The sequence below is a fragment of the Wolbachia endosymbiont (group A) of Lasioglossum morio genome, assembly GCF_947250585.1.
GTDB classification, from domain to species: Bacteria; Pseudomonadota; Alphaproteobacteria; order Rickettsiales; family Anaplasmataceae; genus Wolbachia; species Wolbachia pipientis.
Window position 1 is genome coordinate 1116848 of record NZ_OX366327.1, and the last position, 24680, is coordinate 1141527.

A 24680-nucleotide genomic window follows, 5' to 3' on the forward strand; every position below is an offset into this window, starting at 1 on the left:
AGTCGCTTGTAAGAAAAACACAAACACAAAACTCATCAGTTATCTTTTTCTGATTTGCCTGCTGCATTAATTGCTTGACCAATCTCATCTTGTAAATCATCATGATCATTTTTTTCATCATGATTTAGCCCTTCAATTCTGCTTTCTAACTCTAACTTAATTATAGTATTGATTTTATCTATATTATCAAGAAAGCCTCTACATTCTTCTTCACTATACTCTTCACCAGATGCTTTTTTTTCAATAAATAGGTTTTTAAATCCTGCTAGATCAGAATTCTGATCGGTATTTAGTACAACATTTCTCTCTATGAAGCTAAGATCTGACAGCAGTAAGCTAACCTCTAACAGATCTTCACTTTTCACGCTTTTAAGGTCTTCAAGACTTTCTAAAATACTAAACACCTTAATCCTTTCTTGTACAATCTCTTTGTCTTCCTTATCAAATTCAGACAATAAACCATGATTATCTACAAATTTCTCACTCAAAGCTTTATTCAATTTAGCAAAATTGACATCCTTGTCAAGTGATGTGTTATCCCGCAACAAGTCTACCCTTGCCCTACGCGCATTTAAAATGTCGTCGTAGTCATTTAACTTTATGTTGCCATCTTTGTCTTGCTGCAATTTATAATAATCAAGGCCTTTGAAATTTTTATTAGTCTTCATCTTCAATCCTCTTCTCATCTCCTTTTGCATCTGGTTTCCTCATTGGTTCCGGTAATTTCCTTTTACTGTCTTCTCGATTTCTTTTTTCCTCTCTTTCAGCACGTTTTTTTATAGCTTCCTGGGTATTCATTTCAAAAAGTGCCTTAACGTACTCTTCTGGATTTTTTGGTTCTTTAAATAAAGGCTTAAGATTATAAACTTCGTCTTTTCGATCTCTTTCTTCTTTTCTTCTAGCTCTTTCAGCACGTTTTTCTACAGCTTCTGGAGTGTTCATTTCAAAAAGTGGTGAGAGGTTGTAAACTTTATCTTGATTTCTTCTGCCTTCTCTTTCAGCACGTTTTTCCATACCTTCAAAAGCAGATCCAAAATCATCAATTTCATCTGAACCTTTTGGTTCCGTGCCTAAATTTCGTGTCACTTCATTTGATTGATCAGGCTTATCTTCTTCTGTTGGCTGATCATGCTGTAGTTGATTAGGCTTGTCTTCTTGTTCTGTGCTTAGTTCTCGTACTACCTTATCTGGCTGACCTCCCCCTCGTAGTCGAAGAGGGTCGCCTTCTTCTAGTGGCTGATCATGGTTATCTCTTACTAGTTCCGTGCCTAACTCTCGTTCTACTTTATTTGATTGATCAGGATTGTCTTTTTCTGGTTCTCTCTTACGGCCGATAGTGTAATCATGAAGCTTCTCTAAGAAATCTCGCCTATATTCTTTTGCTCTATAGAGTAGGTTATGATCATAGCCATGCTTTCCTATAGAGCCAAGACCATGCTCCCAAGTAAATTTCATAGCATCTTCTATTGTATAGCCCAAATGTGATCCTACGTATCCTTTATAATAATCTAAATATTTACCGATCCTTCTGTGTGTAATATCTTCCTTATCAACTCCAAATGCCCTGTAAATTTTTTCCTCGAGCTTATCAACATCATTTTCAGGCGATGTTGCAAACTTCGTTGCTTCAATAGTAGCACCTACAAACTTACGTGGCACATCAATAGCGTATTTCAGCACTCCTCCAACTCTTGGTATCCTACCCAGTAGATTAGCTGTACCTCCGGCTAATCTATCCGGTAAATGAGTAGCCCAATTACCTAAAGATTCTAGTTTTCCACCAATTGCGTCTTGCCAATAATGCTGTTTTAATCCTTCCATTATGCCAACCAAAGGCGATGCTTCATACATTCTAGATATATTGTAAACGCTGAATCCACCACCAGCTATACTTGAGCCCATTTGTTGTACGAACTCGCGTAAGGAGAACATTAAAAATGAAAGCAAGAATAACACAAAGATTTCCCCTGCATTGATTAAATAACCTCTCTGTATGTCTTGCACCCTTTGGTAATCGCTATTTTCTTGATAATTTTTGCAATCCTCACAATCTTTACATTTCTGACAGTATTCACTGTTGGGATCCTTATATAAATCATGAAGTTTCAGTATTCTACAACCTTGTTTTTCTACCGCACTCCGCACTAAAGATCTTATTTCATTAATTATTTCCCTATAACTATTGCATTTATTTATATCTTGACAGTAGCGTTTTATTATTTCACTAACATCACCTATCCTTTTCTCTATATTGTTGATCAGTAATATAATGTCAGCCCTCTCTGATGCATGAGATAAACTATTTGTTAAGCGCACTAGATCTTTTTCACTACAGCCATTACTAACTACCATATCACTTTCTGCAATATAGTGGTCTGCTGGATTATCTTTAGTTCCAGGCATTGGATTAAAGAAAGGATAATCTATATAACGAAACCCTTTTATATGTTCACCATTTTTATCTTTAGGGTAATCCGGTGGAAGCGGGATATATCCAGCGCCTCCAGTAAATTTTATTGTACCACCTTCTCTGCTTATCTTTTCTATACCTTCTATACTTTTATCTATGTTAAGAGAAGAAGCTTCTCCAAGAGTGTAAGGTACAAAAATTTGCCCTGGGGTCCAACCAAAGTACTGCTTATCAACGATACAAAAACCGCCAAACACCCATTTTGGAGCACATAACTTTACCTCGAACCATTTATTGTAGCATACAGTAAAACCTAGTTGTCTATAAAAGGTGTTCATTATAATAGCAGCCAGCAATGACAGCAGGGTAAATATCATAATCGACTGTAAACAAAAGCTTATACAGAATTTTATCCAACCTTCAAATAGACTTTTCAGCGGTGAAAATAAAATAGAGATCAGGAACAGTGGCATGATAGCTATAAGAAAAGCTATACCCATAAAGCCAGAGAGAAATATTATGTAAGCATACAAGCACAACAAGAAGTATAGCACAATCCCTATGAAAATTGCCGGTATCATAAGAAGGCTTGCCCACATTTGGTAATGTAAAAACGCTGCAAACTTTTTCCAAACAGAATAAGCAAAAAATTTATTGAACATGTCCTCCATGAAGCTAAACAACTTAGCTTCATCTCCTTGAGCAATACTTCCGGTGTTCATGTTGGGAGCAAAGTTAGTAATTACACTTATCAATTGTTCAAGACCTTTAACGAATAAAACAAGAAAATGATCATAGAAAAATCTAAAACTTCCAGGAGATATAAGCACTATTACTAGAGTGATTTTCATCATTCTGATGAGCATATCATGCTTAGTTTCTTGTATCATGCCAAAAAGATAAAGAAGCGATGAAATCATTACAAATAGAACAAGCAAGGAAAGAACAAAATTGTGAAAGCTCGTACTTTTTTCAGCTATATTTTCGAACATAGCTTGTGCAACTGCAGGATCATTGCTATTAAAATGTTCTTTGCAATTTTCGTTAATCAATAATACACATTTTAGATAGTTATAAATGTAATCAAAAAACCCAAAACTACTTGGCTGCTGCACTCCACTTAAGAACTCAAAAGAGTAGCCACCTACATTATCTAAGTAATATCTATCTAATATTTTTACATATATTTTCCATCCCTTTTTTAACTTCAACTCATTACAATTTCTGTCTTTTAATTTAGTGCTATCTCTGTCTAAAGTAAAAAGACCGCTCCCATTTTCTGCCACGGAGTTGTAACCTAGATGTACAGTAGGATATTGAGGATCGCGCATTAACTTTAGATTTTCGTTAGGATCATCTTTCCCCGTTTGAAACAAAAGATAAGCACCATGACCATTGGTAAACCAACATGGAGCACCACGTGATACTGTATTTGCGCTATCATCTTCATTAATGCACTTGCAATTTACAGTGCAACTTGTATCAGACTTACTTGAAAATTTTTGTATGCTAGGTTTATAATCATTACAAACTAAGTGAAAATTAGGTAAACTATTATCACTTTGTTTACCTTCAAATTTAGTTGCATATTTTAACTGCTCCAAGCTTTGTAAGGTATAACTGCCTTTTTTAGATTCCTTCTTGTTATTATTACTCCAAGATGTCCATGCACCATTTACTCGCACTATTAAGCTATCTCCATTGGTTTCTAATCCAGTATCTTTCCACTTCACCACTTGGTTATGGTGAAAACCAGAATTAATTTCACCAGTGTCAGGATCAATAACGCTTTCATCTTCACCTTCTGGAATAAAAGCATCATGATCGCTTGAAAAATGAGCGCTTACTGCAATAGGTTCAGGACCAAAATAGTCAGCAGATATGCACCTTGGAAAAGGCATATCGTTCTTACTACAACCTGTGATCAGCACATAAGCTGCAAGAAGTAATACCCTAAACCAACATTTGCCTAAACGTGATTGCATATCTAAACTTTTTCCAAATACAGAATAAATTTCTAAAACTTTACTTAAAATATCTTTTTAATTAGTTACTCCATAACATCATTCATATCTTACTCCTCTCCATTTTCTTCCTTGTTTTTAGCTTTAGCACTAGGATCACTTCTTATTGTTTCATCAGAATTTTTTTGCTGATCTGATTGTTTTAATGTTTTAGGTCTATCACTCGTTGTTTTATCAGAACTTCCTTTAGAATCTTCTTTTTTGTCTGGTTGCTTTGGTGTGTTAGGTAATTTAGCCTCAATTTTTCCCCGATCTTTACTCATTTTCTGCTTGATACTCTGTATCATACTTTGGGTCTTATCATCAAGGCCAACGGTTGACAGCATAGCTTGCGATGCGCTCTTAGCAACTGTACCAACACCGCCAGTAACTCCATAACCAGAGCTAAATAGTGTTTGTACCATAGTTTCCGATATAGAAACAAAAGCTTCCATTGCACCGGCAATAATGAGGTATATAAACGCCTGGATTAGGTCTATAGGTAATGCTGCAAAGTGTCCACCAGCCCTTTCTCCGGTACTGAGTGCAACATCAACGCTAGTGCCAGGACTGTATCCAAGAGGCAGTATTGATTTCATCAAGCACAGATCATACGATAAGAAATTTACGCTAATTAAACATTGATAGCATGCAGAAAAATTTGTGAGGTTATATAAAACTGAATACATCAACTGATTTAAAAGAGATAAAAATGAAAATAAAATGACTGGTTCTAATGAAACATGAGCCAACGTTTTTATCCAATTATCAAACAAGGGTTTAGTCTTTTGAAATAGAATAAATACGATAAATAAAGGTGTTAATGACAGTAAAAACGCCACTAGAACAGTAGATATTACATATTTAAACGTAGCGCTAATAATGCATTTTAAAAACGCATAAGTAGCGCAGAATATTACCCAAAATGCAATAAAGCCAAAAGGACCAGAGAGCATCAATGATAAAAACTTTAACCAAGTTTCTGCTGTGAATAATACTCCTGCTGTCAAGTCTAAGAATGCAAATTTTCTCTCCCCTTCTCCTACATAGCCAGAAAAACTATCAACTAAATAAATGCTACCATCTACAAAAAGTCTGGATAAAGTTGTACCAAAGAGTTCCCAGCTTCTATCGCTAAAGGCAAAAGCTATAAATGCTATCTTGAACATCCTTACAATGAAATCAAATTTACTTAGCTGTATTGTTCCAAGCATATAGCCAATGACAGTAAATATAACGTATAGAGTAAGCAAAGCTCTTACTCCCTGAAGAAGACCTTTTATATATCCTTTGTATGAATCTTTAACGCTGTCACCAATTACTTCTTTTTTCATAAAATCAAATATCTTGTTTATATTCGATGAAATAAAATCATTAATTTTTCTTTTGACAAATAAAGTTACACTATACTTATTGTTTTCATAATATTTGCCATTTTTATCTGTAATGTCATCTCTCTCTACGTTGCTTACATTGATGCCGAAATATATCTTCTTAGATTCTTCGTTCTGAAAGTGTTCTCCGCTTATTACATCTAATATGGTGTACTCATCTTTTCCGTTTACTCTTTCTCTCACTCCTACCACTTTAAAATCATTAGTTCCCACACCATGCAAATCTTTAGGTGGCTCATCACCTAAATATACATATAATTTTTCGCCATTAATATATTCACATGATCTAGTCACTTTAACATGGTACCCTCCTCTATTATAGTAATAATGACCATAATCTGCGATAGCGAGCATCACACTACTACCGGGCGTTACCTCGTCATTTACTGGATAATCATTGTTCAATTCCAGAGAAAAATCCTCGAATTTATTGTTATCGCCAATTTGCGAACACATATTATCCCCTTTTGCACCCTCTTTCTTTGGAAGACATTGAATACCTTTAGCGGTATTTTTATCATCAGGATCACCAATTTTTGCAACAAGAGCCTCAGCCCAAGATTTATCATCTTCAGTAAAACTACCTGCTTTAACATTCCCTTCCATTTTTTCTAGATAAGAATACATATCACATTTATTTCCTTTATCGTACTTCTTATACCTTATAGAGGAGACACAGTTCCGTTCTCCTGCTTGACCTAAACCATAGTTCCATATACCCTTCTCAGTATAGCATATATTTTGATGGTAACAGTTAAGCTCATAGGAGGAGTACTTTTTTCTCTCATCAAGACTACAGTTTTTTCCATCACATAACTCGTTCAATCCTATTTTAGCGCGGCGTAAATCAAGTAGTGAACCATATACCCATGGTTCGTTGTCTTGAATATAACCTTTATTAAAATGCACCTTATTATCATATGGGGTATACCCATTGCCAACTAGCACTTTGCTTTCCTTTGCTTTTGTTTTATCAAGAGGTAAAAATTGTATTTTATTTTTTGTACCATCTTTACCATCACAAAAAAACTCTCCCCCCTGATGTACTTCACTCACTGTAGCTTTCTTATATACAGTTTCCTTACGATCATTTTCTACAGCTTTATAACAATTGTCATCAAAATTGATGCCTTTCCCTTCTGGATTGTCGTAATCAATTGTTATTTTTCTGGGAACTAAGCTGAAGCTTAACTTGTCACCAGGATTTACTTTAATTCCAGTGTCCACATAACGTCTATTGCTGCCAAATCCTTTGCCACCACATAGTTCGTTTTTACTTTCATTAACACCATAATTGTTAGGTACACTATTAATATCCGCAGCCTTACTATAATTTGGTTCTGAGCCATCAGCACAAAAGCTAGCTGGCACAAGTACTTTCCTTGGATTTTTGTCTTCTTTAAAAGGGCAAAAATTTACTGATCCATCGAGGGTGAATTTGATTTTCTCACCCTGACTAATTACCTGACCAGAATCAACCCAATGAATTTTATCGGCTTTACGAACTGGAACATCCACATTAACGCTGGTGTTTTTGCTCTGCAACCCAGGCTCGACACAATCCATATTACAACCAGTGATTGCAAGACACAGTATCAATAATAGTGATCTTTTACTTATCATTGCTGTCTTCCTGGTTGTGGTATCTGAGGCGTTGACCTTTGAGTCCCTTGTGGTATTTGAGGTCTTGACGTACCTGACTGTTGAGAGGCATCTCCTCTTTCTCTTCTTTGAACGCTTTGTTCATCTAACCCTACTGTTCCCATTAAGCTTTGTTGATACTGTCTTCCAGGTTCGCTTGCTACATAAGCACCAAACAACGAGTCAGATATTGCCGAAGAAGCTTCAACTAAAGCTTTCATAGCGTGTCCCAAAATAACAAAAGCCATCATAGCGGTAATATTAGGTGTATATTTGGAAGCATAACCATAAAAAATACAAGGGTTAAAAATCTTTAGGTTAATATTAAGTATACATGTAGAGCAGACCTCAAAATCAAATACTGAATACACAATATAATCCATAACCTGACTTATCAGTGATATAAAAATTAAAAGGACCACTGGATGAATTGCAAATCTTGCTAAATTTTTAACCCAGTTTTGAAACATCTGCCTAGTATACGCAAATAAAAGACAAATAATAAAAATAGGTGCTAAAGAAAGTAATAACGCAACTATTGCTATAGATGTAATAAAAGAAAATAAGGCATTAAAAATAGATAAGCTCACTGTGATTAAACCCCAAATCACCAAGCAAAAAGATACAATGCCCAAAGGGCCAGAAAATATAAGAGATACTATTAACAATACTGAATGCGATGACAAGAACCTATTGAGCGGCAAATCAAGAAACTCAAAAACATTTGAAGTAGTGCCTCTAAAATTTGCTATTTCTATTAGTTGTTTTGGAGTGTTAATAAATATAGAGAATGCGTTGTTATAAAAAAAGTCCCAGCTATTATCCTGCAATAGCTGAGCGATGATTCCTATCTTTACGCATATAATTAAAAACTCATATATAGAAATATGAGTTAATCCAAAAAAGTAATAAAGAGTATATAAGATTATATATAGTACTAATAGTGATATTATAGTAGATCTAATGGTATTTGTTCTGCTTGATTTTATAAAACTTTCGTAAAGAGACTTTACAGGACTAGTATCAGAGTGAATTGCGTTAGGGTCTTTATAATTAGAGCCGAAAAATGCAGTTTTCACTTTTTCATCAAAGAAATTATATATTGCACTAAAAGTTTTTGTAGGTGGCTCTTGAGTTGTTAGGTTAATGCTAAACTGACCTTCATTTTTGTAATCGCAGCCATGGTCTCTTATTCCGTAATATATGGTGCCTGTTTTGTCTTTTAATTTTCCTTTCAAGTTTTCCATGTCATGAACTTTGCTGATATCTACAGATATATCCGCTTGATTTTCACCAGGCTTATGCTCAGGGAATTTATCGGAAACACTTATATACAAGCTATTTTCCAGACTATGGTTCTTCGTTACTCTTATGTTGAACCCGCCTTTGTCATTTGTATTGTAGCAGCTCTTGTCATTTCTGCTACATAGACTAAAAGTTAAACTTGGTATTTGATGGTCATTCTCCATCTTATGATCACAACTAGTACATAAACCACCACCTGGAATGTGTTCAAGAGTTTCATTATCCATACCAACTTTTAGAAATGTAATGTCAGTTTTTACCTGTTTTCCCTTTAATACGTTACTAATAATTTCAGCAACAACAGATTCACCACTAGAATTTAAAGCATTGAATAGCTCAATTTCTATATTATTATATTCAATATACACGCAATCCTCGCCTCTACGACCAGAAGAAAATTTACATATACGTCTACAGAGTGAATTTAAAATGTGCGTATCTATCTTACTTGCACTGCTCTCTGAAAGCTTGCTGCAATCTATATTCTCTCCTTGTTTTATAGAGTTAATAATATTTTCAATTTCCTTTTTTCTTTCATCTTGATCTAACTTCGAAAACCAGTACTCTCTTCCACTCAACCATTGCGCATCGCCTATTATATATTTATTAGGACATATCCCATCCTTGCCACCTTGGCATTTCTCTTGATTTAAAACATGTGCAAAATGTTCCGTTTCTTGCTCGCTACACTTTTCGTCGATTTTCAAATACCTGATTTTTGTCTCACTCTCTTTATCTTTACACACTTTACTTCCAATCACACTAAAGCTTATCGTATCGCCTTTTTTAAGTGCAAATGGTAATGCAACGTCATTTCTCCCAGGCCCAATTGCAAAATCTGCATACTGCTTAGGACAAAAATTAACCTTACTAGGCACTATATCAATCTCTGTTACTCTTATTCTATCTGAGATATTAACACCAGAATCAACCCATTTCTGCTCTGTTGACACTATATCTAGTTTTTCACGCAAACCTGATAAATTTTCTGGCTTAATACAGTGATGTTCCCCGCAGCCTGACAGAAAAAAAAACGGTATTATCAGCAAAAATTTTAGCATAAATCCAACTCATTCAGTGCTTTTGTTAACACTCTCGGAGCTACTAGAACCAGAACCTCGAGATTTACTCTTGTCTCCACCACTCAACTTCTTAGCAGCAGCACCAGCAACTCCAGCAACACCCCCAGCAGCAGCTTTGGCAGCAGATAAAGCTTTGCCCACTATTTGTCCAGGTGTCTGACCTGAGCCAAGTGCTGCTCTATGGTTACCAGCAAGTTCAGCAGCCATGCCAGGAAGAATGTTTAAAAAGTGGTAAAAGAGGAATAATACTAAACACAATTTTAATAATTCTCCGATGAGAGAGCTGCCAAACTCCATGTATGTAAAGTCGAATAGACCAAGTATGCTGCTCTTTTTAAAGCTATAATTTTGCATCATACATGCAAGAGTAGTTTCATTTTTATCACATTCCCCATCTTTCAATTTAAACCACTGTTTTTTCTTACTATATGAGATTTCTGCTTGTTTCTTTTCATATGACTTGTCCGGTTGTTCATTTTTATATGACTCGTCCAGTTCAAAATTTAAATTTTTAAAATAGATTTTATCACATGCTATGAACATAAAGGACAAAAACGCAAAAAGGATAACCGGGTATAAGCTATAGGTAATCAACTCTTTCACCCAGCCTTCAAAATATCCTTTGGTGTGTTGGAATAAAACCATAGGAATGAACAAAGGTGATAAAATGATGATTACACTTAAAGCAACTAGAGATAAAATAAATACATAGCACAGCCACAAAATAACCATCATCATCAGAACGGCCATAAATATACAGACAAGAGCTACTAAAATTTGTCCACCAGCAAAAATAATACCGATTACCGAACCTGCAACTAATAAGACAGGAGCAGCACCAAGCAAGACTGCTAACGTTGCAACACCTCCAGTACCAATTTTGCCACCAATTCCATCTAAAGGGGCACCTAAATAAAATAAAATTCTACAATCAAGCCTATCCCAAGGTGCAAGATAACTGTAAGATACCCTCTTTCCTGCACGAGTATATTCATAATCTGTACCTGCTTTATAATTACATATGCCTTTACTTTCAGATGATGCTTTTAGCACTATCTCTGACAAACCATTTGAGAGACGAGTTAATTCTCCATAATAATGAGACATGGTACTGCCTGTTGTGAAGTAAATCACTAAAGCGAATTTTATGATCAACATATACATTTCTTGAGGCCTCTGAACTCCACCAGACATGGCTTTTATAGAGAACAGTATTAAAGCTAAAACTAAAACAGCAGTTACAGTGTTTTTCAGCCTTTTCTGTGCTACAGATATAAAACTCTCACCATTTGGTGCACCTTTACCTGCAACTAAATTATCTAACGATTCCTTAATGCATTGCACTATCATAGAAGTTACGGGAATAGGAGCTAATGATTTACTCCCTGCCTGGTTATAACAAGCTTCAGAAACATACGAGCTAAAACAGCCAGCATTATCATAACCTACAAAAATTTTCCCCCCTTGTCCGTTGAGTCTTTTTTCTTTAGATCTGATAATAGTTTTATAGTCATCATTATTACCAATAGGAACTTTTTCCTCTCCTGTACCATCTTTATTTTTGAATATCATCACAGATTTTTCACACATAGGAGCAAGTGGGTCAGGTGGCAATTCCGTGCACCCCATATCAACCCCTTGCGGCCAAGGAGTCATTTCGATACCAAGCATTTTCACACTTGCTAACTCCACACACAATCTGCCCATTTTTCTCACTGCTTTGAATGTAGCTCCATGTATGGGTTCGCTCTGTCCTGCTTTGAGAACTCTACATTCCAGACCACCATCAACCTTCGAGGACCATGACCCATCTACGTATCCAGTGTCTTTCTCCCTGACATCAAAGTCTATGTATCCAGGTTTTCCTCTGGAATTAAAGTCTACCTTATTAAAAAGATTACCAAAAGTTAAAGGGTTTCGATGACATACTTCTATATATTCACTGTATTGCACACCATTTTTTGGCCAGTAATAACTCTCTGTACTCTCCTGAACGTTAGAATTTAAGGCTTCTTTTTCTGCTCTTTTCCCGTCATAATCTTTTTTGTTCACGTCTTCCCGAGCTTTATTTTGCAAACAAGAAAAATATTCCTCTTCTGTTTGGTAATTTTCATTGGTGCAGCCACTATAACCTGTGTCTTCTAATTTAAAATTTTTGTATTTTCCATCATGATCACGTGCAACTGGGTGTTTAACAAAACTATGTTCACAAACAACAAGCCCTCCTATCGCTTTCCAGACTCCAACAATTGCAGCTATCATTCCAACAATAACAAGAGCGGTAAACAAACCAGCAGAAGAAACGATCAAAACAATGCCAGTAAATATTGCGCCAACAGCAATCGCTATTCCAGCAAGTGCTGCAGCTGTTTTAAACGCTCCACAATCAGGATTAGAGGCACGACTAAAACTGCCAGTGGAATTAAATCTGCTAACAAATTCTGTCTTGTCAGTACCACTTACTCCATCTGCAAGCACTGGATATGAGAGTAAAAAGTCTATATTTAGTAAAAATATCGCAATTAATAGCAATGACAGCTTAGTCTTAAACATTTTTTACCTTCTGATAAAATATAGGCAACCATACTTTTGGGTTGTCCCCAACTTCATTTAATATATCGTGTAACAATAGAACACTTTCTGCACGTCCGGATAATACGTTGATTATATCATCCAGGCCTTTTAAGTCTATTCTAGCTACTACAGCATTGACTCCTTGTTTCACCAAAAAGAATCTAGTACTCGGATCTGTGTGCTTAATTAATATATATTCACGTTCAGTTAACATAAAAACATCCCGATAGACACTAGTAGCTTTCAGATTTGGTAAAAAAATCTGTGTCGCTGTTTGTTGTACAAGCGTATCGCTAATAGTACTTTTACTTGCATCCTCAACACTCTGAGTAGCAAAAATCACAAAAGCATTTAGTTTTCTCAGTACCTTCAACCAGTCTTTTATCTTGGGTGCAAAAACTGGATTATCTATTAACGCCCATGCCTCATCAAGAACGATAATAGATGGAGTGCCATCAAGAGATATACTAATCCTATGAAATAAATAAATCAAGACCGGTCCAAGAGCAACAGGATCTTTGAGCAAGCTAGCCATCTCAAAACCAAATACTCTTGCTCGTGAAAAATCTAGCAAATCTTCTTTATTGTCAAATATTGCAGCATGAGAACCATTATCATGCCACATAGATATTGCCCCAGCTAGAGTATCAGGACCTGCAAGCCCTAAAAACGGTACGAGGTTTCTCAAGAATCTGTCTTCTTTTCTTAATTTAAAATTTCCTTCAATTGCATCATTAATTCGTGCAATATCTTCTGAAGTAAATTTATCATTATATACCGAAATTAAAGACTTTATCCACTCCATTAAAAATGTTCTATTATCAGAGGTATCATCAAGTTGTAAAGGATTAAAATTTGTTTTAGTTCTTGGTTCTATTACAGTATAGATACCACTAAGTGCTCTTAAGAAAATCTCTGCACCGCGATCTTTATCAAAAAAGAATATCCTTGGAGAAAACTTCATCGCTTGGGCACACAGGAAATTCATTAAAACAGTTTTACCAGCACCAGTTGGGCCAATTATCATAGTGTGTCCAACATCCCTTATATGAAAGTTGAAAAAAAATGGAGTACCAGATGTCGTGTCAAAAACTGTAACGGCATCTCCCCAGTGGTTATTGAATTTATTACCAGTAGGATAATTATGTTGAGATGCAAATCCAGCCAAATTAAGACTACTTATTGTAGCTTTTCTCACTATATAATCGAAATTACCAGGAATTTGCGCCCAAAATGCTGGTTCAAGGTTAACTCTCTCACGTATAGGGTAAACACCGCAATTAGAAAGCTCTGATTCTACCAACGACAGAGCGTTATCCAATGATTTAGGACTTTTTTCTATACATAAAATAGTCAGGTGATGTTGACCAAACGCAATCTTACCACTCATTGCGTCATCAAGCGCTTGAGAAATTTCTGCTATTTGAGAAATAGCTTTATCTGCAGACTGTATCATTCGATTTTGCTGTATCTGCATTTTTCCAATCGCCATTTGCCTGTTTATAAATTGAAAAGATTGCGTAATTATAAACTCGTAAGGAAGTTGTAAAAACGAATCAAGCATTCCTGCAGAAGTATGATTTCCATATTCTTTGATACTAATTATTCCAGCATATTTACTCTCATTATGAGTCACAACCTGTATCATCTTACGGCCAAAGAATAACCTATGTACTGGTAAGTATCTTGATATTTCAGTTCTTAGCGGAAAAAGCGTATTTGTAACGAAGCCACAATTTACGATTCTAGATAGAAACTCCATTATTTCGCAGAACAAACCATCTGGAGTTTCTTTTACTCCAAGAATTTTAGGCGAATAATTTCTAAGGCTTGTCACTACACGATTTGTCGTTTCCTCTAAATCTTCATACGTGGCACGTATATCACTTTCCCAAGCATGTTTTGAAGTTACATGTCCGAATTTTTTTAGTAGATGTGACAAAAATTCTACTCCTTTTGTGTCCGCTCTACGGATAATCGTAATGTATAGGTCATTAATAAATGATTGCCTTGTTGCGTGTTTTTCTCTCCATTTTAGATTTACGTGATTAGCGAAAAAATTCGGCAAACCTTGACTTGCAAATTCATCAGAAAAAATATTTTTCTTACGTCTGATAGTATGAAAATACAAACTAAATGCCGGAGATGAAATGCTTCTTAGCATCTGATTCCTGATGTTGTTCTGTATGACTAAATCCTCGTCATCGGCAGTTTCAAATGCAAAACCACTTAATTTTATAACCTTAACCAACCAATTTTCTTTTGTCATCAAGGTTGTGCTATTCCAATAGCAAGAATAAGGAATAAATTCAGCAGCGTGAACTTCCCTGTTCAGAGTAGATTTATTCTTTGATTGAATAGCCCTAAACCTCAGCATCACACAACGTTAAGCAATATCATAAGAATTGGCTCCATGGTAAAAACGATTTAAACATTTCGAGCACTTTCCCAATTTTACCATAAATAATTCAATAAACAACGGTTCTTTTGCAGAAGCTATATAACCAAGTCCATGTATACCTGGTAACATTAAGAGAATCACTCTTAAATCATTTGAATTAATGAAAATTAGCATGCAAATCAGGACGTTTAATATTGCAAACATATAACTCACACCAAAGAGCATTGCAGGTCTTGTAAGACCTTTAAATAATTGATCTGTTTGTATACTACCTGTGGACATATCTTTAACCTTCTAATAATAGCTCTAACACTAATACTATATCATTATATTAAAAATCCATTGAAACTAGTAGCACTTTAAGTTAAGATACATTATTTAATCCCGATAATGACAAGTTGGCCATTTCAAGAAGCAGAAAAAATATTGCAAGAGTTTCCTAATAAAAAAGAAATAATATTTGAAACTGGTTATGGACCCTCTGGTTTACCCCACATAGGAACCTTTGGAGAGGTTTTCCGCACTACAGTTGTTGTAAATGCATTAAAAAAAATAGCTCCTGGTATAAAAACCAAAATCATTGCAATTTCAGATGATATGGATGGTTTGCGAAAAATACCAGATAATGTGCCAAATCAAGAGATGCTAAGAGAGCACTTAAATAAACCATTGACTATGATACCTGATCCATTTGGCACTCATCAGAGTTATGGTCATCATATGAATTCATTGTTGTGTAAATTTCTTGATATGTTTGAATTTGAATACGAGTTCAGGAGTGCAACAGAGTGTTATAAATCTGGCGTTTACGATGAAAAACTTTTACTCTTACTGAAAAATTATGATAAAGTGATGGACGTAATGCTTCCATCATTTCGGGAAGAAAGACAGCAGACTTATAGTCCATTCTTGCCAATATGCCCAAAAACTTCTCAAGTTTTACAAGTTCCAGTAATTGAAACAAATACAGAGAAAGGAACAATCACATATGAAGACCCAAACGGGGAAAAAATAGAAGTTCCAGTGACAAAAGGAAAATGTAAACTGCAATGGAAACCTGATTGGGGAATGAGGTGGGCCGCATTTGGAGTAAATTACGAAGCTCACGGAAAAGATTTAACTCCATCTGCTGTGCTTTCAAGTCAAATATGTGAAATACTTGGAGAAAAGCCACCACTTCTGTTTTGCTACGAGCTTTTCCTTGATAAAGAAGGAAAGAAAATATCAAAATCAAAAGGAAATGGCATTTCAATTGAAGAGTGGCTAACTTACGCACCAACAGAGAGCTTAGCATTGTACATTTTTCAGAGTCCTAAAAAAGCTAAACGTTTATATTTTGATGTGATACCAAAATCAACTGATGAATATTTAGAATTTGTAAAGCGTTATCATGAGAACAAAGAAAAGGATATAAATAATCCTGCTTGGCACATTCACCAGGGCAATGTTCCCAGTATAGAAACTTCAGGCATAAATTTCTCACTACTTTTAAACCTAGCAGCAGCTTGTAATGCTGAAAACAAAGAGATCCTATGGGGTTTTATATCCTCTTATGCACCAAACGTTACACCAGAAAATAATAAAATGCTTGATAGACTTTCAGACTTTGCAGTAAAGTATTATCACGATTTTATCAAGCCAACAAAATCATATAAAACTCCAAATGAAAAAGAAAAAGCAGCGTTACTAGATTTGAAGGACACTTTACATTCTCTATCTACAACTGCTACTGCTGAAGAAATTCAATCTCAGGTATTTTCTATTGGAAAAAAATATGATTACACCAACTTACGTGACTGGTTTCAGCTATTATATGAAACGTTACTTGGCCAAAAAACCGGTCCAAGAATGGGATCTTTCATAAAGCTTTACGGAATAGGTAATACGATTTCTCTCATAGAAAGCGCTACTAAATGTATACTTTAGAGTTTACCTCCTTTCATTTGAGCTCTTTAGTTTTAATAAGAATTCCTTGACAAACTCCGCTAGCCCCCTTATCATGAAACTGAAGCTATTGTATTTGCTTTCGCCAATCTGCAGATTAAAAGGTAAGGATTACTTAATGTATCGGCGTCTTATGTTCAATTTTTTGCAGTATATAGATACTGTATGTCTTTACAAAACTTCATCTACATCTAGATTTTTATCTAAATAAGCTGAACGCGCTTATAAAGCGTTACAAGACATCAAAAAATGCCAATACTCGACAGAGATAGTAAAAGACTAGCTAACTCGGGGATTCTTTGTCTTTTTTTCTGCTTAGTAAATTTCTTAAACGTTTGCAGCGTAAGTTAGTTGCAATTAAAAGCAGCTGAATTTCGCTTGTCAAGCGTTTAAAACATAAAAAACGCCAATATTTTAAAGCGGATAATAACCACGGGGCTTCTTTTGCCTTTTTTTTCATTTGGTAAATTTCTTAATGTTTGTGGCTGAACGACAACCGTCATCCCGCTGCTTGTTAGCGGGATCTCTTGTTAGCGGCTAAGAGATACCGCGAATGAATCGCGGTATGACGGTGTAGACGATGGTTAAGTATCCCGCTGCTTGTTAGCGCCGCGGCGGTATGACGGTTCGTGGTGGTATGACGTAGAGTGCTTAGAAGCTGTTATTTTGCTATAAATGGCTGTAATGGCATCATTTATTTTATTGCTATCACAGCCTGTTTGTGCAAGTTCAGCATTCCCACCACAGTTCTTTTTAACTGCTATGGATATTAGTTCTTTTGCGCTAATCTTATTGATTAAGTCTTTACTTACTTTAATAATCAAGACTGTTTTATCTTTTTCTGTTGCCGTAAAAGCTATTACCGTTTTTGGTTTTTGTTGCTGCAAAACAAACTCTCTTATTACATTTGCTGGAATATCAGTGAAAGTGTGGCTTATAAAATTTATTCCATTTATTTCGGTGCTTTTTATATTCTCTGCACTCACAAGCTTTTTATATAGGTTTTTTATTTTGGTTTCGGATTTTTTGTGTTCTTGACTTAAAATACTTAATCTGCTTGTTATTTCACTCACTGGCGCTTTTACGAATTCTGCAACTTTTTTTAAGTTAATTTCATTATCACGTACATAATTGATTGCTTCCTGACCAGTTAAAGCTTCAATTCTCCTCACTCCAAAAGCAACAGAACTCTCTGTTACTATCTTAAATAAACCGATTTCTCCAGTATGTTCAACGTGCGTGCCACCACACAGTTCTCTTGAATCTCCAATCTTCACTACTCTTACTTGATCGCTATATTTTTCGCCGAATAACGCCATAGCTCCTTCGTCTATTGCCTGATTCATGCTTTGAATTTTTGTAGATGCGGAAAGATTTTCTCTGATTAGAGAGTTTACCATATCCTCTACCCAAAACAACTGATCTTGAGTCATTTGAGTGTTATGGCTGAAGTCGAATCTCAGTCTATCTGGTGCAACTAGGGAACCTTTTTGAGTGACATGATCACCTAGAATTTTTCTGAGTGTAAAGTGCAGAAGATGTGTAGCTGAATGATTTCTTCTTAAGGTTTGCCTTCTTTTCTTGTCAATGCTTGCTGCAACTGTGTTACCTTTACAAATTGAACCGAACTTAACTATGCATCTGTGCAAATATAGGTCATTAACCTTATTGGTATTCTCGACTATAATAATACTTCTATCAGATTTGATCAGACTGCCAGTATCTCCCACTTGTCCACCTGACTCGCCATAAAAAGGTGTTTTATCAAGTATAATGGTTATCTTTTCTCCCTCCTTTGCAGAATCAATTACTTCATTTTTAGAGGAAACTATAGCTAGTATTTTCGCATCACTTACTTCATTGAACTCATAACCAACAAATTTTGTTTTGCCAAATTTATTGATCAAATCAAACCATACTTGCTCAACAGATTTTTCACCAGATCCAGCCCATTTAGCACGTGCTCTCTCTTTTTGTTCTCCCATTGCATCATCAAAACCCTTCTGGTCAAAATTTATTTTTTTCTCTTTTAAAATATCAAGTGTAATATCCAAAGGAAATCCGTAGGTGTCATATAGCTTAAACGCTGATTCTCCAGGCAAAGTATCGCCCGATTTTAAATCTGTAGTGAATTTCTCCAGGAGATTGATACCTTTCATCAAAGTGTCTTTAAAGTTTTCTTCCTCTGATTTTAACGTCGTTTCTATTAAGCTTTTAGCTCTGACTAATTCAGCTCCCATATAAGCCGAACTCGTGCTATCTATCAACACTGGAAAAATACGATGGAGTAGGGAATCATTATATCCAAGCAGGTGAATATAACGTGTGGCTCTCCTAATTAATCTGCGTAATACGTAATTCCTGCCCTCATTTCCAGGAAGCACTCCTTCTGCGATGAGAAATGCAGCCGCGCGAAGATGATCTGCTATGATCTTATGCGCTATTTTATTTTCCGTTCTTCCACAGTACTCTTGTGATTTACTTATCAGAGCAGAAAATAGATCAATATCATAGTTATCATGGACGTTTTGCATAACAGCCGCTATTCTTTCAAGGCCCATTCCAGTATCGATGCATTTTTTTGGCAATTTGTGTAAATTACCTTCTTCATCTTTGTTAAACTCCATGAATACCAGATTCCAGATTTCAACAATTCTATCGCCCTCTTGTAAATTAGGACTCCCATGGTCATAAAAAATTTCAGAACATGGACCGCACGGACCAGTGCTTCCCATACTCCAAAAGTTATCATCCGTTGTAATTCTTATGATTTTATCACTTGAAAAGCCACTTATCTTACGCCAAATCTCGTACACCTCATCATCAGTATGGTAGACGGTTATGGATAGTCTGTTTTTATCAAGAGATAACTCTTTAGTGATAAATTCCCACGCAAATTCTATCGCAGTTTCCTTAAAGTAATCACCGAAGCTAAAATTTCCGAGCATTTCAAAAAATGTGTGATGCCTAGTTGTATAGCCAACATTTTCCAGATCATTGTGTTTACCGCCTGCTCTTAGGCACTTTTGACTTGAGACAGCACGTTTCATTTCAGTTTTTTGAGCACCAGTAAAAATATTTTTAAACTGCACCATACCAGCATTTGTGAACATGAGCGTTGGGTCATGTTCTGGAATCAAAGGAGAAGAAGAAACCTGCTCGTGGTCATTATTTACAAAAAATTTTATAAATCTTTCTCTGATTTCGTTTAGCTTCATCGTTTTTATTGAGGTTATCTATAAATAATAAGTTGTAATGGAAATAAAATCAATACCACTCTCTAGATCTCAGAACTTCTAGTGACATGCACCTTGTGGTAAGAAAAAATCAATATATTCACGATAAATTTACCTCATATCTGTGTTTTATATGTGGAAATTGGAATGGAAATTTATGTAGGCAAAGAAAAAAGAATAGCAAATGTGGTGACTCAACACTGGAGTGACATAAAAGGACCAGACAGAGATTGGCCAGAAAGGCATGAAATAGACACTGCAGAAATAATGGAGTCATGGCAGCATTGTTTTATCATTGAAGTCAAAGATCAAGGTTATATTTGTGAAAATGCAGGAGAAAAGGCCGTTGAATTCTATGGTTTTGAAAACAAGACGCGCATTGATAATAAGTATGCAATTGATGCACCATTTCTGCGACTATATAAAATAGATGCAGTCATTGATAAACTTGATACTGTAATAGAGAGTAAATGCCCAATCAATGAAGAGGAAGAAAGTGAAAGTGTTAAAATGAGGCAAGTATTGTTGCCACTTGGGAATAAAGAAGGTATAACACACATATTGGGCGTAATTACTTTTAAACTCCTTTAATATACAATTTTAATTTGATTCTTTAATAAAATTATTTATACTAATGCTTAATTACTATTAAAGAACTCAATAGTAGTGCTTGTAAATTTATTTGGAATATGAAGAAAATAAAATTAAAAACCAAATCTTCTGTGAAAAAGCGCTTTCACCTTACAGCTAAGGGTAAAGTTATTTCTACTCAGTCAGGCAAAAGGCATGGCATGGTAAAGAGAAGTAAATCTAATATTCGTAATCAGCGCGGTACAACGATTCTTGGTAAATCTGACTCGCGTATAGTTAAGCTTCATATGCCTTACGGTATTTAACAAAATGGAGGTAAAATAAAATGGCTCGGGTAAAACGTGGAGTCACTACTCACGCTCGTCATAAAAAAATATTGAAACTGGCAAAGGGTTATAGAGGACGTGCAAAAAGCTGTTATAGAATTGCATTACAAAGAGTTGAAAAAGCACTGCAATATGCTTACAGAGACAGAAGAACCCGTAAACGTGATTTCCGTAGCTTATGGATAATACGTATTAATGCAGCAGCAAGAGAGCATGGGCTTACTTATGGTAGGTTTATGCATGGTCTTACACTTGCCGGCATTGATTTAAATAGAAAGATCCTTGCTGAGATGGCCGTTAATTATAAGGATGATTTTGCCAAATTAGTAGAAGCTGTAAGTGGTAAATTAGCAGAGAATTCTTAAAGCAAAGACACCATGAGAATTATTTTCATGGGATCACCGGAATTTGCTGTTAATTCTCTGAGCTTGTTACTGAAATCAAAGAGCGAAGTGGTAGCAGTATACACCAAGGCTCCAAAGCCCTCAGGACGTGGACAGAAGCCAACGAAATCTCCAGTACATGTTATCGCTGAAGAAAGTAACATAGAGGTATGTACTCCTATCTCTCTAAAGTTCTCGGCAGAGCAAGAAAAATTTAGAAATTTCAAGCCAGACGTTGCGGTTGTTGCCGCGTATGGATTGATACTTCCAAGAGAAATTTTGAATATTCCAAAATATGGTTGTATTAATATTCATCCTTCATTACTACCGAGGTGGCGCGGTGCAGCTCCGATACAGCACACAATTTTAGCAGGAGATCAAGAAACCGGGGTTAGCATTATGCAACTGGATGAAGGATTAGATTCTGGCCCTATTTTAAAACAGGAAAAATTTCTTATCGAAAAGAACGATAACTACAAGACATTGCATGATAAATTATCTAAGCTAGGCAGTGATTTACTGCTGAAAGTGCTAAACGAAATTGAAAAACAGCTTCCCTTAAAACAGAACGATAACGATGCATGTTACGCTGACAAAGTGGAAGACTATAAAATTTATGCAAGTGATGCCTGTGAAGTTGCTTATAGAAAGGTTAAAGCGTTTTACCCAAAAGCGTTTATCAAGATAGAGAATAAACGTATCAGGATACTTGATGCTGACTTTGAAGCTCTCGCTTCAGAACAAGGTAAGATTGTTAACGATAATATGCACATAAGTTTAAAAGGTGGCACTTTAATTCCTAAAGTTGTACAAATGGAAGGGAGAAATCCTTGCAGTATTGAAGATTTTATTCGTGGCTTGAAATCAAGCATGGTAAAAAAATTTATAGAATAGGCTGCTTTAAATTAGTGTAGAAATGTAATAGCTAAATTTCCTTTTCTTAGATATAATCTTATAAAATTTTCTGTACAAAAATGAAAATCAAAAGAGCTTTAATATCGGTATATGATAAAACGAATATAATTGATCTTGCATCGTTTTTAACGCAGCAACAAATAGAAATTCTTTCAACGGGCAATACTTATAAAGTGCTATCTAGTGCAGGAATAAAAACACAAGAGGTCTCAGATTACACACAATTTCCAGAGATACTGGGTGGTAGAGTGAAAACTTTACACCCTAAAATTCATGGAGGAATACTTTATGATCGAGAAAAGCATAAAAAGGAAGTGCAAGATCTAGGTATTGAGCCAATAGACCTGCTTATAACTAACCTATACCCATTTTGGGAGACAGTAAGTAGCGGCTCAAATGAAGAGCAAATTATAGAACAAATTGATATCGGCGGAGTGGCGTTAATTAGAGCTGCAGCAAAAAACTTTCGTTTTACTTCAGTTATTTCTAGCATTCAAGACTACGAAGCACTGAAAGCTGAGATGATAGAAAATAACAATAAAACAACATTGGAATATAGAAAACACTTAGCAACCAAAGCATTTGCTCTCACTGCACACTACGATTCTAATATTCACAGTTGGTTTTTATCCCAGAGTAAAAATAATGAGTTACCAGAGTTTTTTGCTCTATACGGGCATAAAGTACAAGAACTCAGGTATGGTGAAAATCCCCATCAAAAAGCTGCATTTTATAGTAATCAATTTACCAAATATCCGTTGGAAAAAATACATGGAAAAGAGTTGAGTTATAATAATATAGTAGATATAGAATCCGCACTTAACATAACTTCTGAATTTGAAGAACCTGCAGCAGTGATAATCAAGCATAATAACCCATGTGGCGCTGCTGTTAGTAATAATGCTTTGGAGGCATATGAAAAAGCTCTATCGTGCGATGAAGTAAGCAGTTTTGGTGGTATAGTTGCCTTAAACCGGGAAATAGATTTAAAGCTAGCGGAAAAATTAAACGAGATATTTTTAGAAGTTGTGATAGCACCATCAGTAAACAATGAGGCACTAAAAATTTTGCAAAGAAAGAAAAATTTAAGAGTGATTATTCATAAATCTTTTCAACAAAATGTGAAATACCAAACTAAAAATGTTATTGGTGGGTTTTTGGTGCAAGAAAATAATGATCACAAGATAAAAGCAGAACAAGTAACAGAATGCACTACAACAAAAAAAGGAAAGGAAGATCTTATTTTTGCCTGGAAAATATGTAAGCATGTGAAATCCAACGCAATAGTTATAGCAAAAGATGGTTGTGCTATTGGCATCGGTGCAGGACAAACAAGCAGAATAGATAGTGTTAACATTGCAGTGAAAAAAGCAGGTGAAAAATGTAAAGGTGCGGTGCTTGCTTCAGATGCATTTTTCCCATTTCCAGATAGCATAGTAGAAAGCACAAAACATGGAATTACAGCTATAATTCAGCCCGGTGGCTCGCTAAAAGATCAAGATGTGATAAAAGCTGCAAATGAAAATAAAATTGCTATGTTTTTCACTGGCGTTCGCAGTTTTTTCCATTAGGCTTGTGTCTTATCGTCATACCGCCACAAACCGTCATACCGCGATTCATTCGCGGTATCTCTAGATCCCGCTAGCGGGATGACAAATATACCGCCGCGGCGCTAACAAGAGATCCCGCTAACACGTAGCGGGATGACGAGCTTATCGTCACGCCGCCACGAACCGTCATGCCTCTGCGAACCGTCATACCGCGATTCATTCGCGGTATCTCAGCCGCTAACAAGAGATCCCGCTAACAAGCAGCGGGATGACGGCTGTCGCTTAGCCATAAACATTAAGAAATTTACCAAACGAAAAAAAAGGCAAAAGAAGCCCCGTGGTTATTATCCGCTTTAAAATATTGGCGTTTTTTATGTTTTAAACGCTTGACAAGCAAGATTTAGCTGCTTTTAATTGCAACTAACCTATGCTGCAAATGTTTAAGAAATTTACTAAGCAGAAAAAAAGACAAAGAATCCCCGAGTTAGCTAGTCTTTTACTATCTCTGTCGAGTATTGGCATTTTTTGATGTCTTGTAACGCTTTATAAGCGCGTTCAGCTTATTTAGATAAAAATCTAGATGTAGATGAAGTTTTGTAAAGACATACAGTATCTATATACTGCAAAAAATTGAACATAAGACGCCGATACATTAAGTAATCCTTACCTTTTAATCTGCAGATTGGCGAAAGCAAATACAATAGCTTCAGTTTCATGATAAGGGCGCTGGCGGAGTTTGTCAAGGAAGTTTTTCGTTTCTGTGACCAGTTGGACTTAAAGTCTATACAAAAAACGTTTACAACCAACGTTCAACATGGTAAATTAAAAACGGTTTATTCCTCGGTAGCTCAGTGGTAGAGCAGTTGGCTGTTAACCAATTGGTCGCTGGTTCGAATCCGGCCCGGGGAGCTCTTCTCTGTTGAAT

14 protein-coding genes and 1 tRNA gene are annotated in these 24680 nt (G+C 35.7%); 7 read left to right on the forward strand and 8 right to left on the reverse strand.

All coding sequences use genetic code 11. The annotated features are described in order from the left end of the window. Positions 1-35 precede the first annotated feature (35 nt). From OOK89_RS05485 to OOK89_RS05515, 7 genes are all read right to left on the reverse strand, one after another. The gene (locus tag OOK89_RS05485; RefSeq protein WP_007549230.1) at positions 36-668 is read right to left on the reverse strand and encodes a WD_0853 family protein; all 633 of its coding nucleotides are present in this window, start codon (positions 666-668) and stop codon (positions 36-38) included. Beyond that, on the reverse strand, positions 658-4395 hold the full coding sequence (locus tag OOK89_RS05490) for a TrbL/VirB6 family protein (RefSeq protein WP_264718918.1): 3738 nt from the start codon (positions 4393-4395) through the stop codon (positions 658-660). Before OOK89_RS05490 ends, OOK89_RS05485 begins: the two co-directional genes overlap by 11 nt. Positions 4396-4484: 89 nt before the next feature. Further along, complete coding sequence (locus OOK89_RS05495; RefSeq protein WP_264718919.1) at positions 4485-7430, reverse strand: TrbL/VirB6 family protein; 2946 nt, start codon at positions 7428-7430, stop codon at positions 4485-4487. Next, positions 7427-9814: a TrbL/VirB6 family protein gene (locus tag OOK89_RS05500; RefSeq protein WP_012673285.1), complete on the reverse strand. Its 2388-nt coding sequence runs from the start codon at positions 9812-9814 to the stop codon at positions 7427-7429. The genes OOK89_RS05495 and OOK89_RS05500 overlap by 4 nt, the downstream gene beginning before the upstream one ends. A gap of 9 nt (positions 9815-9823) precedes the next feature. Beyond that, complete coding sequence (locus OOK89_RS05505; RefSeq protein ID WP_264718920.1) at positions 9824-12388, reverse strand: TrbL/VirB6 family protein; 2565 nt, start codon at positions 12386-12388, stop codon at positions 9824-9826. After that, positions 12381-14786 carry a VirB4 family type IV secretion/conjugal transfer ATPase gene (locus OOK89_RS05510; RefSeq protein ID WP_010962886.1) on the reverse strand — a complete coding sequence of 802 codons (2406 nt, stop codon included), beginning with the start codon at positions 14784-14786 and terminating at the stop codon, positions 12381-12383. The genes OOK89_RS05505 and OOK89_RS05510 overlap by 8 nt, the downstream gene beginning before the upstream one ends. 9 nt (positions 14787-14795) lie before the next feature. Next, positions 14796-15092 (reverse strand): type IV secretion system protein VirB3, encoded by a 297-nt coding sequence (locus OOK89_RS05515; protein WP_007548615.1) that lies wholly within the window; start codon positions 15090-15092, stop codon positions 14796-14798. A 108-nt stretch (positions 15093-15200) separates the two neighbouring features. On the opposite strand from OOK89_RS05515, the gene OOK89_RS05520 reads away from it, so the two are divergent. Beyond that, entirely contained in the window at positions 15201-16736 is a 1536-nt protein-coding gene (locus OOK89_RS05520; RefSeq protein WP_264718921.1) for a lysine--tRNA ligase, read from the forward strand. 602 nt (positions 16737-17338) lie between these two features. Here OOK89_RS05520 and alaS read toward each other — a convergent pair. Further along, positions 17339-19972, reverse strand: coding sequence for an alanine--tRNA ligase (gene alaS / locus OOK89_RS05525; protein WP_264718922.1), 2634 nt, complete (start codon positions 19970-19972; stop codon positions 17339-17341). 165 nt (positions 19973-20137) lie between these two features. Between alaS and OOK89_RS05530 the strand changes: the two genes are divergently transcribed. The 6 genes from OOK89_RS05530 (at position 20138) to OOK89_RS05555 (ending at position 24664) form a co-directional block, all read left to right on the forward strand. Beyond that, entirely contained in the window at positions 20138-20581 is a 444-nt protein-coding gene (locus OOK89_RS05530; protein WP_264718923.1) for a PAS domain-containing protein, read from the forward strand. 98 nt (positions 20582-20679) lie between these two features. Next, on the forward strand, positions 20680-20886 hold the full coding sequence (rpmI, locus tag OOK89_RS05535; protein WP_007548610.1) for a 50S ribosomal protein L35: 207 nt from the start codon (positions 20680-20682) through the stop codon (positions 20884-20886). Positions 20887-20906: 20 nt separating this feature from the next. Further along, positions 20907-21272 carry a 50S ribosomal protein L20 gene (rplT, locus tag OOK89_RS05540; protein WP_064125369.1) on the forward strand — a complete coding sequence of 122 codons (366 nt, stop codon included), beginning with the start codon at positions 20907-20909 and terminating at the stop codon, positions 21270-21272. Between the two features lie 12 nt (positions 21273-21284). Then, positions 21285-22184: a methionyl-tRNA formyltransferase gene (gene fmt / locus OOK89_RS05545; protein WP_264718924.1), complete on the forward strand. Its 900-nt coding sequence runs from the start codon at positions 21285-21287 to the stop codon at positions 22182-22184. An 80-nt stretch (positions 22185-22264) separates the two neighbouring features. Next, on the forward strand, positions 22265-23776 hold the full coding sequence (gene purH / locus OOK89_RS05550; protein WP_264718925.1) for a bifunctional phosphoribosylaminoimidazolecarboxamide formyltransferase/IMP cyclohydrolase: 1512 nt from the start codon (positions 22265-22267) through the stop codon (positions 23774-23776). A gap of 816 nt (positions 23777-24592) precedes the next feature. Further along, a tRNA-Asn gene (locus tag OOK89_RS05555) sits at positions 24593-24664 on the forward strand. The last annotated feature ends 16 nt before the right edge of the window (positions 24665-24680 follow it).

Coding starts and splice junctions, on each gene's coding strand:
- OOK89_RS05485 (WP_007549230.1), bottom strand. CDS start 668: ATGAAGACTAATAAAAATTTCAAAGGCCTTGATTATTATAAATTGCAG.
- OOK89_RS05500 (WP_012673285.1), bottom strand. CDS start 9,814: ATGCTAAAATTTTTGCTGATAATACCGTTTTTTTTTCTGTCAGGCTGC.
- OOK89_RS05510 (WP_010962886.1), bottom strand. CDS start 14,786: ATGCTGAGGTTTAGGGCTATTCAATCAAAGAATAAATCTACTCTGAAC.
- OOK89_RS05505 (WP_264718920.1), bottom strand. CDS start 12,388: ATGTTTAAGACTAAGCTGTCATTGCTATTAATTGCGATATTTTTACTA.
- OOK89_RS05530 (WP_264718923.1), top strand. CDS start 20,138: ATGGAAATTTATGTAGGCAAAGAAAAAAGAATAGCAAATGTGGTGACT.
- rplT (WP_064125369.1), top strand. CDS start 20,907: ATGGCTCGGGTAAAACGTGGAGTCACTACTCACGCTCGTCATAAAAAA.
- OOK89_RS05495 (WP_264718919.1), bottom strand. CDS start 7,430: ATGATAAGTAAAAGATCACTATTATTGATACTGTGTCTTGCAATCACT.
- rpmI (WP_007548610.1), top strand. CDS start 20,680: ATGAAGAAAATAAAATTAAAAACCAAATCTTCTGTGAAAAAGCGCTTT.
- purH (WP_264718925.1), top strand. CDS start 22,265: ATGAAAATCAAAAGAGCTTTAATATCGGTATATGATAAAACGAATATA.
- fmt (WP_264718924.1), top strand. CDS start 21,285: ATGAGAATTATTTTCATGGGATCACCGGAATTTGCTGTTAATTCTCTG.
- OOK89_RS05515 (WP_007548615.1), bottom strand. CDS start 15,092: ATGTCCACAGGTAGTATACAAACAGATCAATTATTTAAAGGTCTTACA.
- OOK89_RS05490 (WP_264718918.1), bottom strand. CDS start 4,395: ATGCAATCACGTTTAGGCAAATGTTGGTTTAGGGTATTACTTCTTGCA.
- OOK89_RS05520 (WP_264718921.1), top strand. CDS start 15,201: ATGACAAGTTGGCCATTTCAAGAAGCAGAAAAAATATTGCAAGAGTTT.
- alaS (WP_264718922.1), bottom strand. CDS start 19,972: ATGAAGCTAAACGAAATCAGAGAAAGATTTATAAAATTTTTTGTAAAT.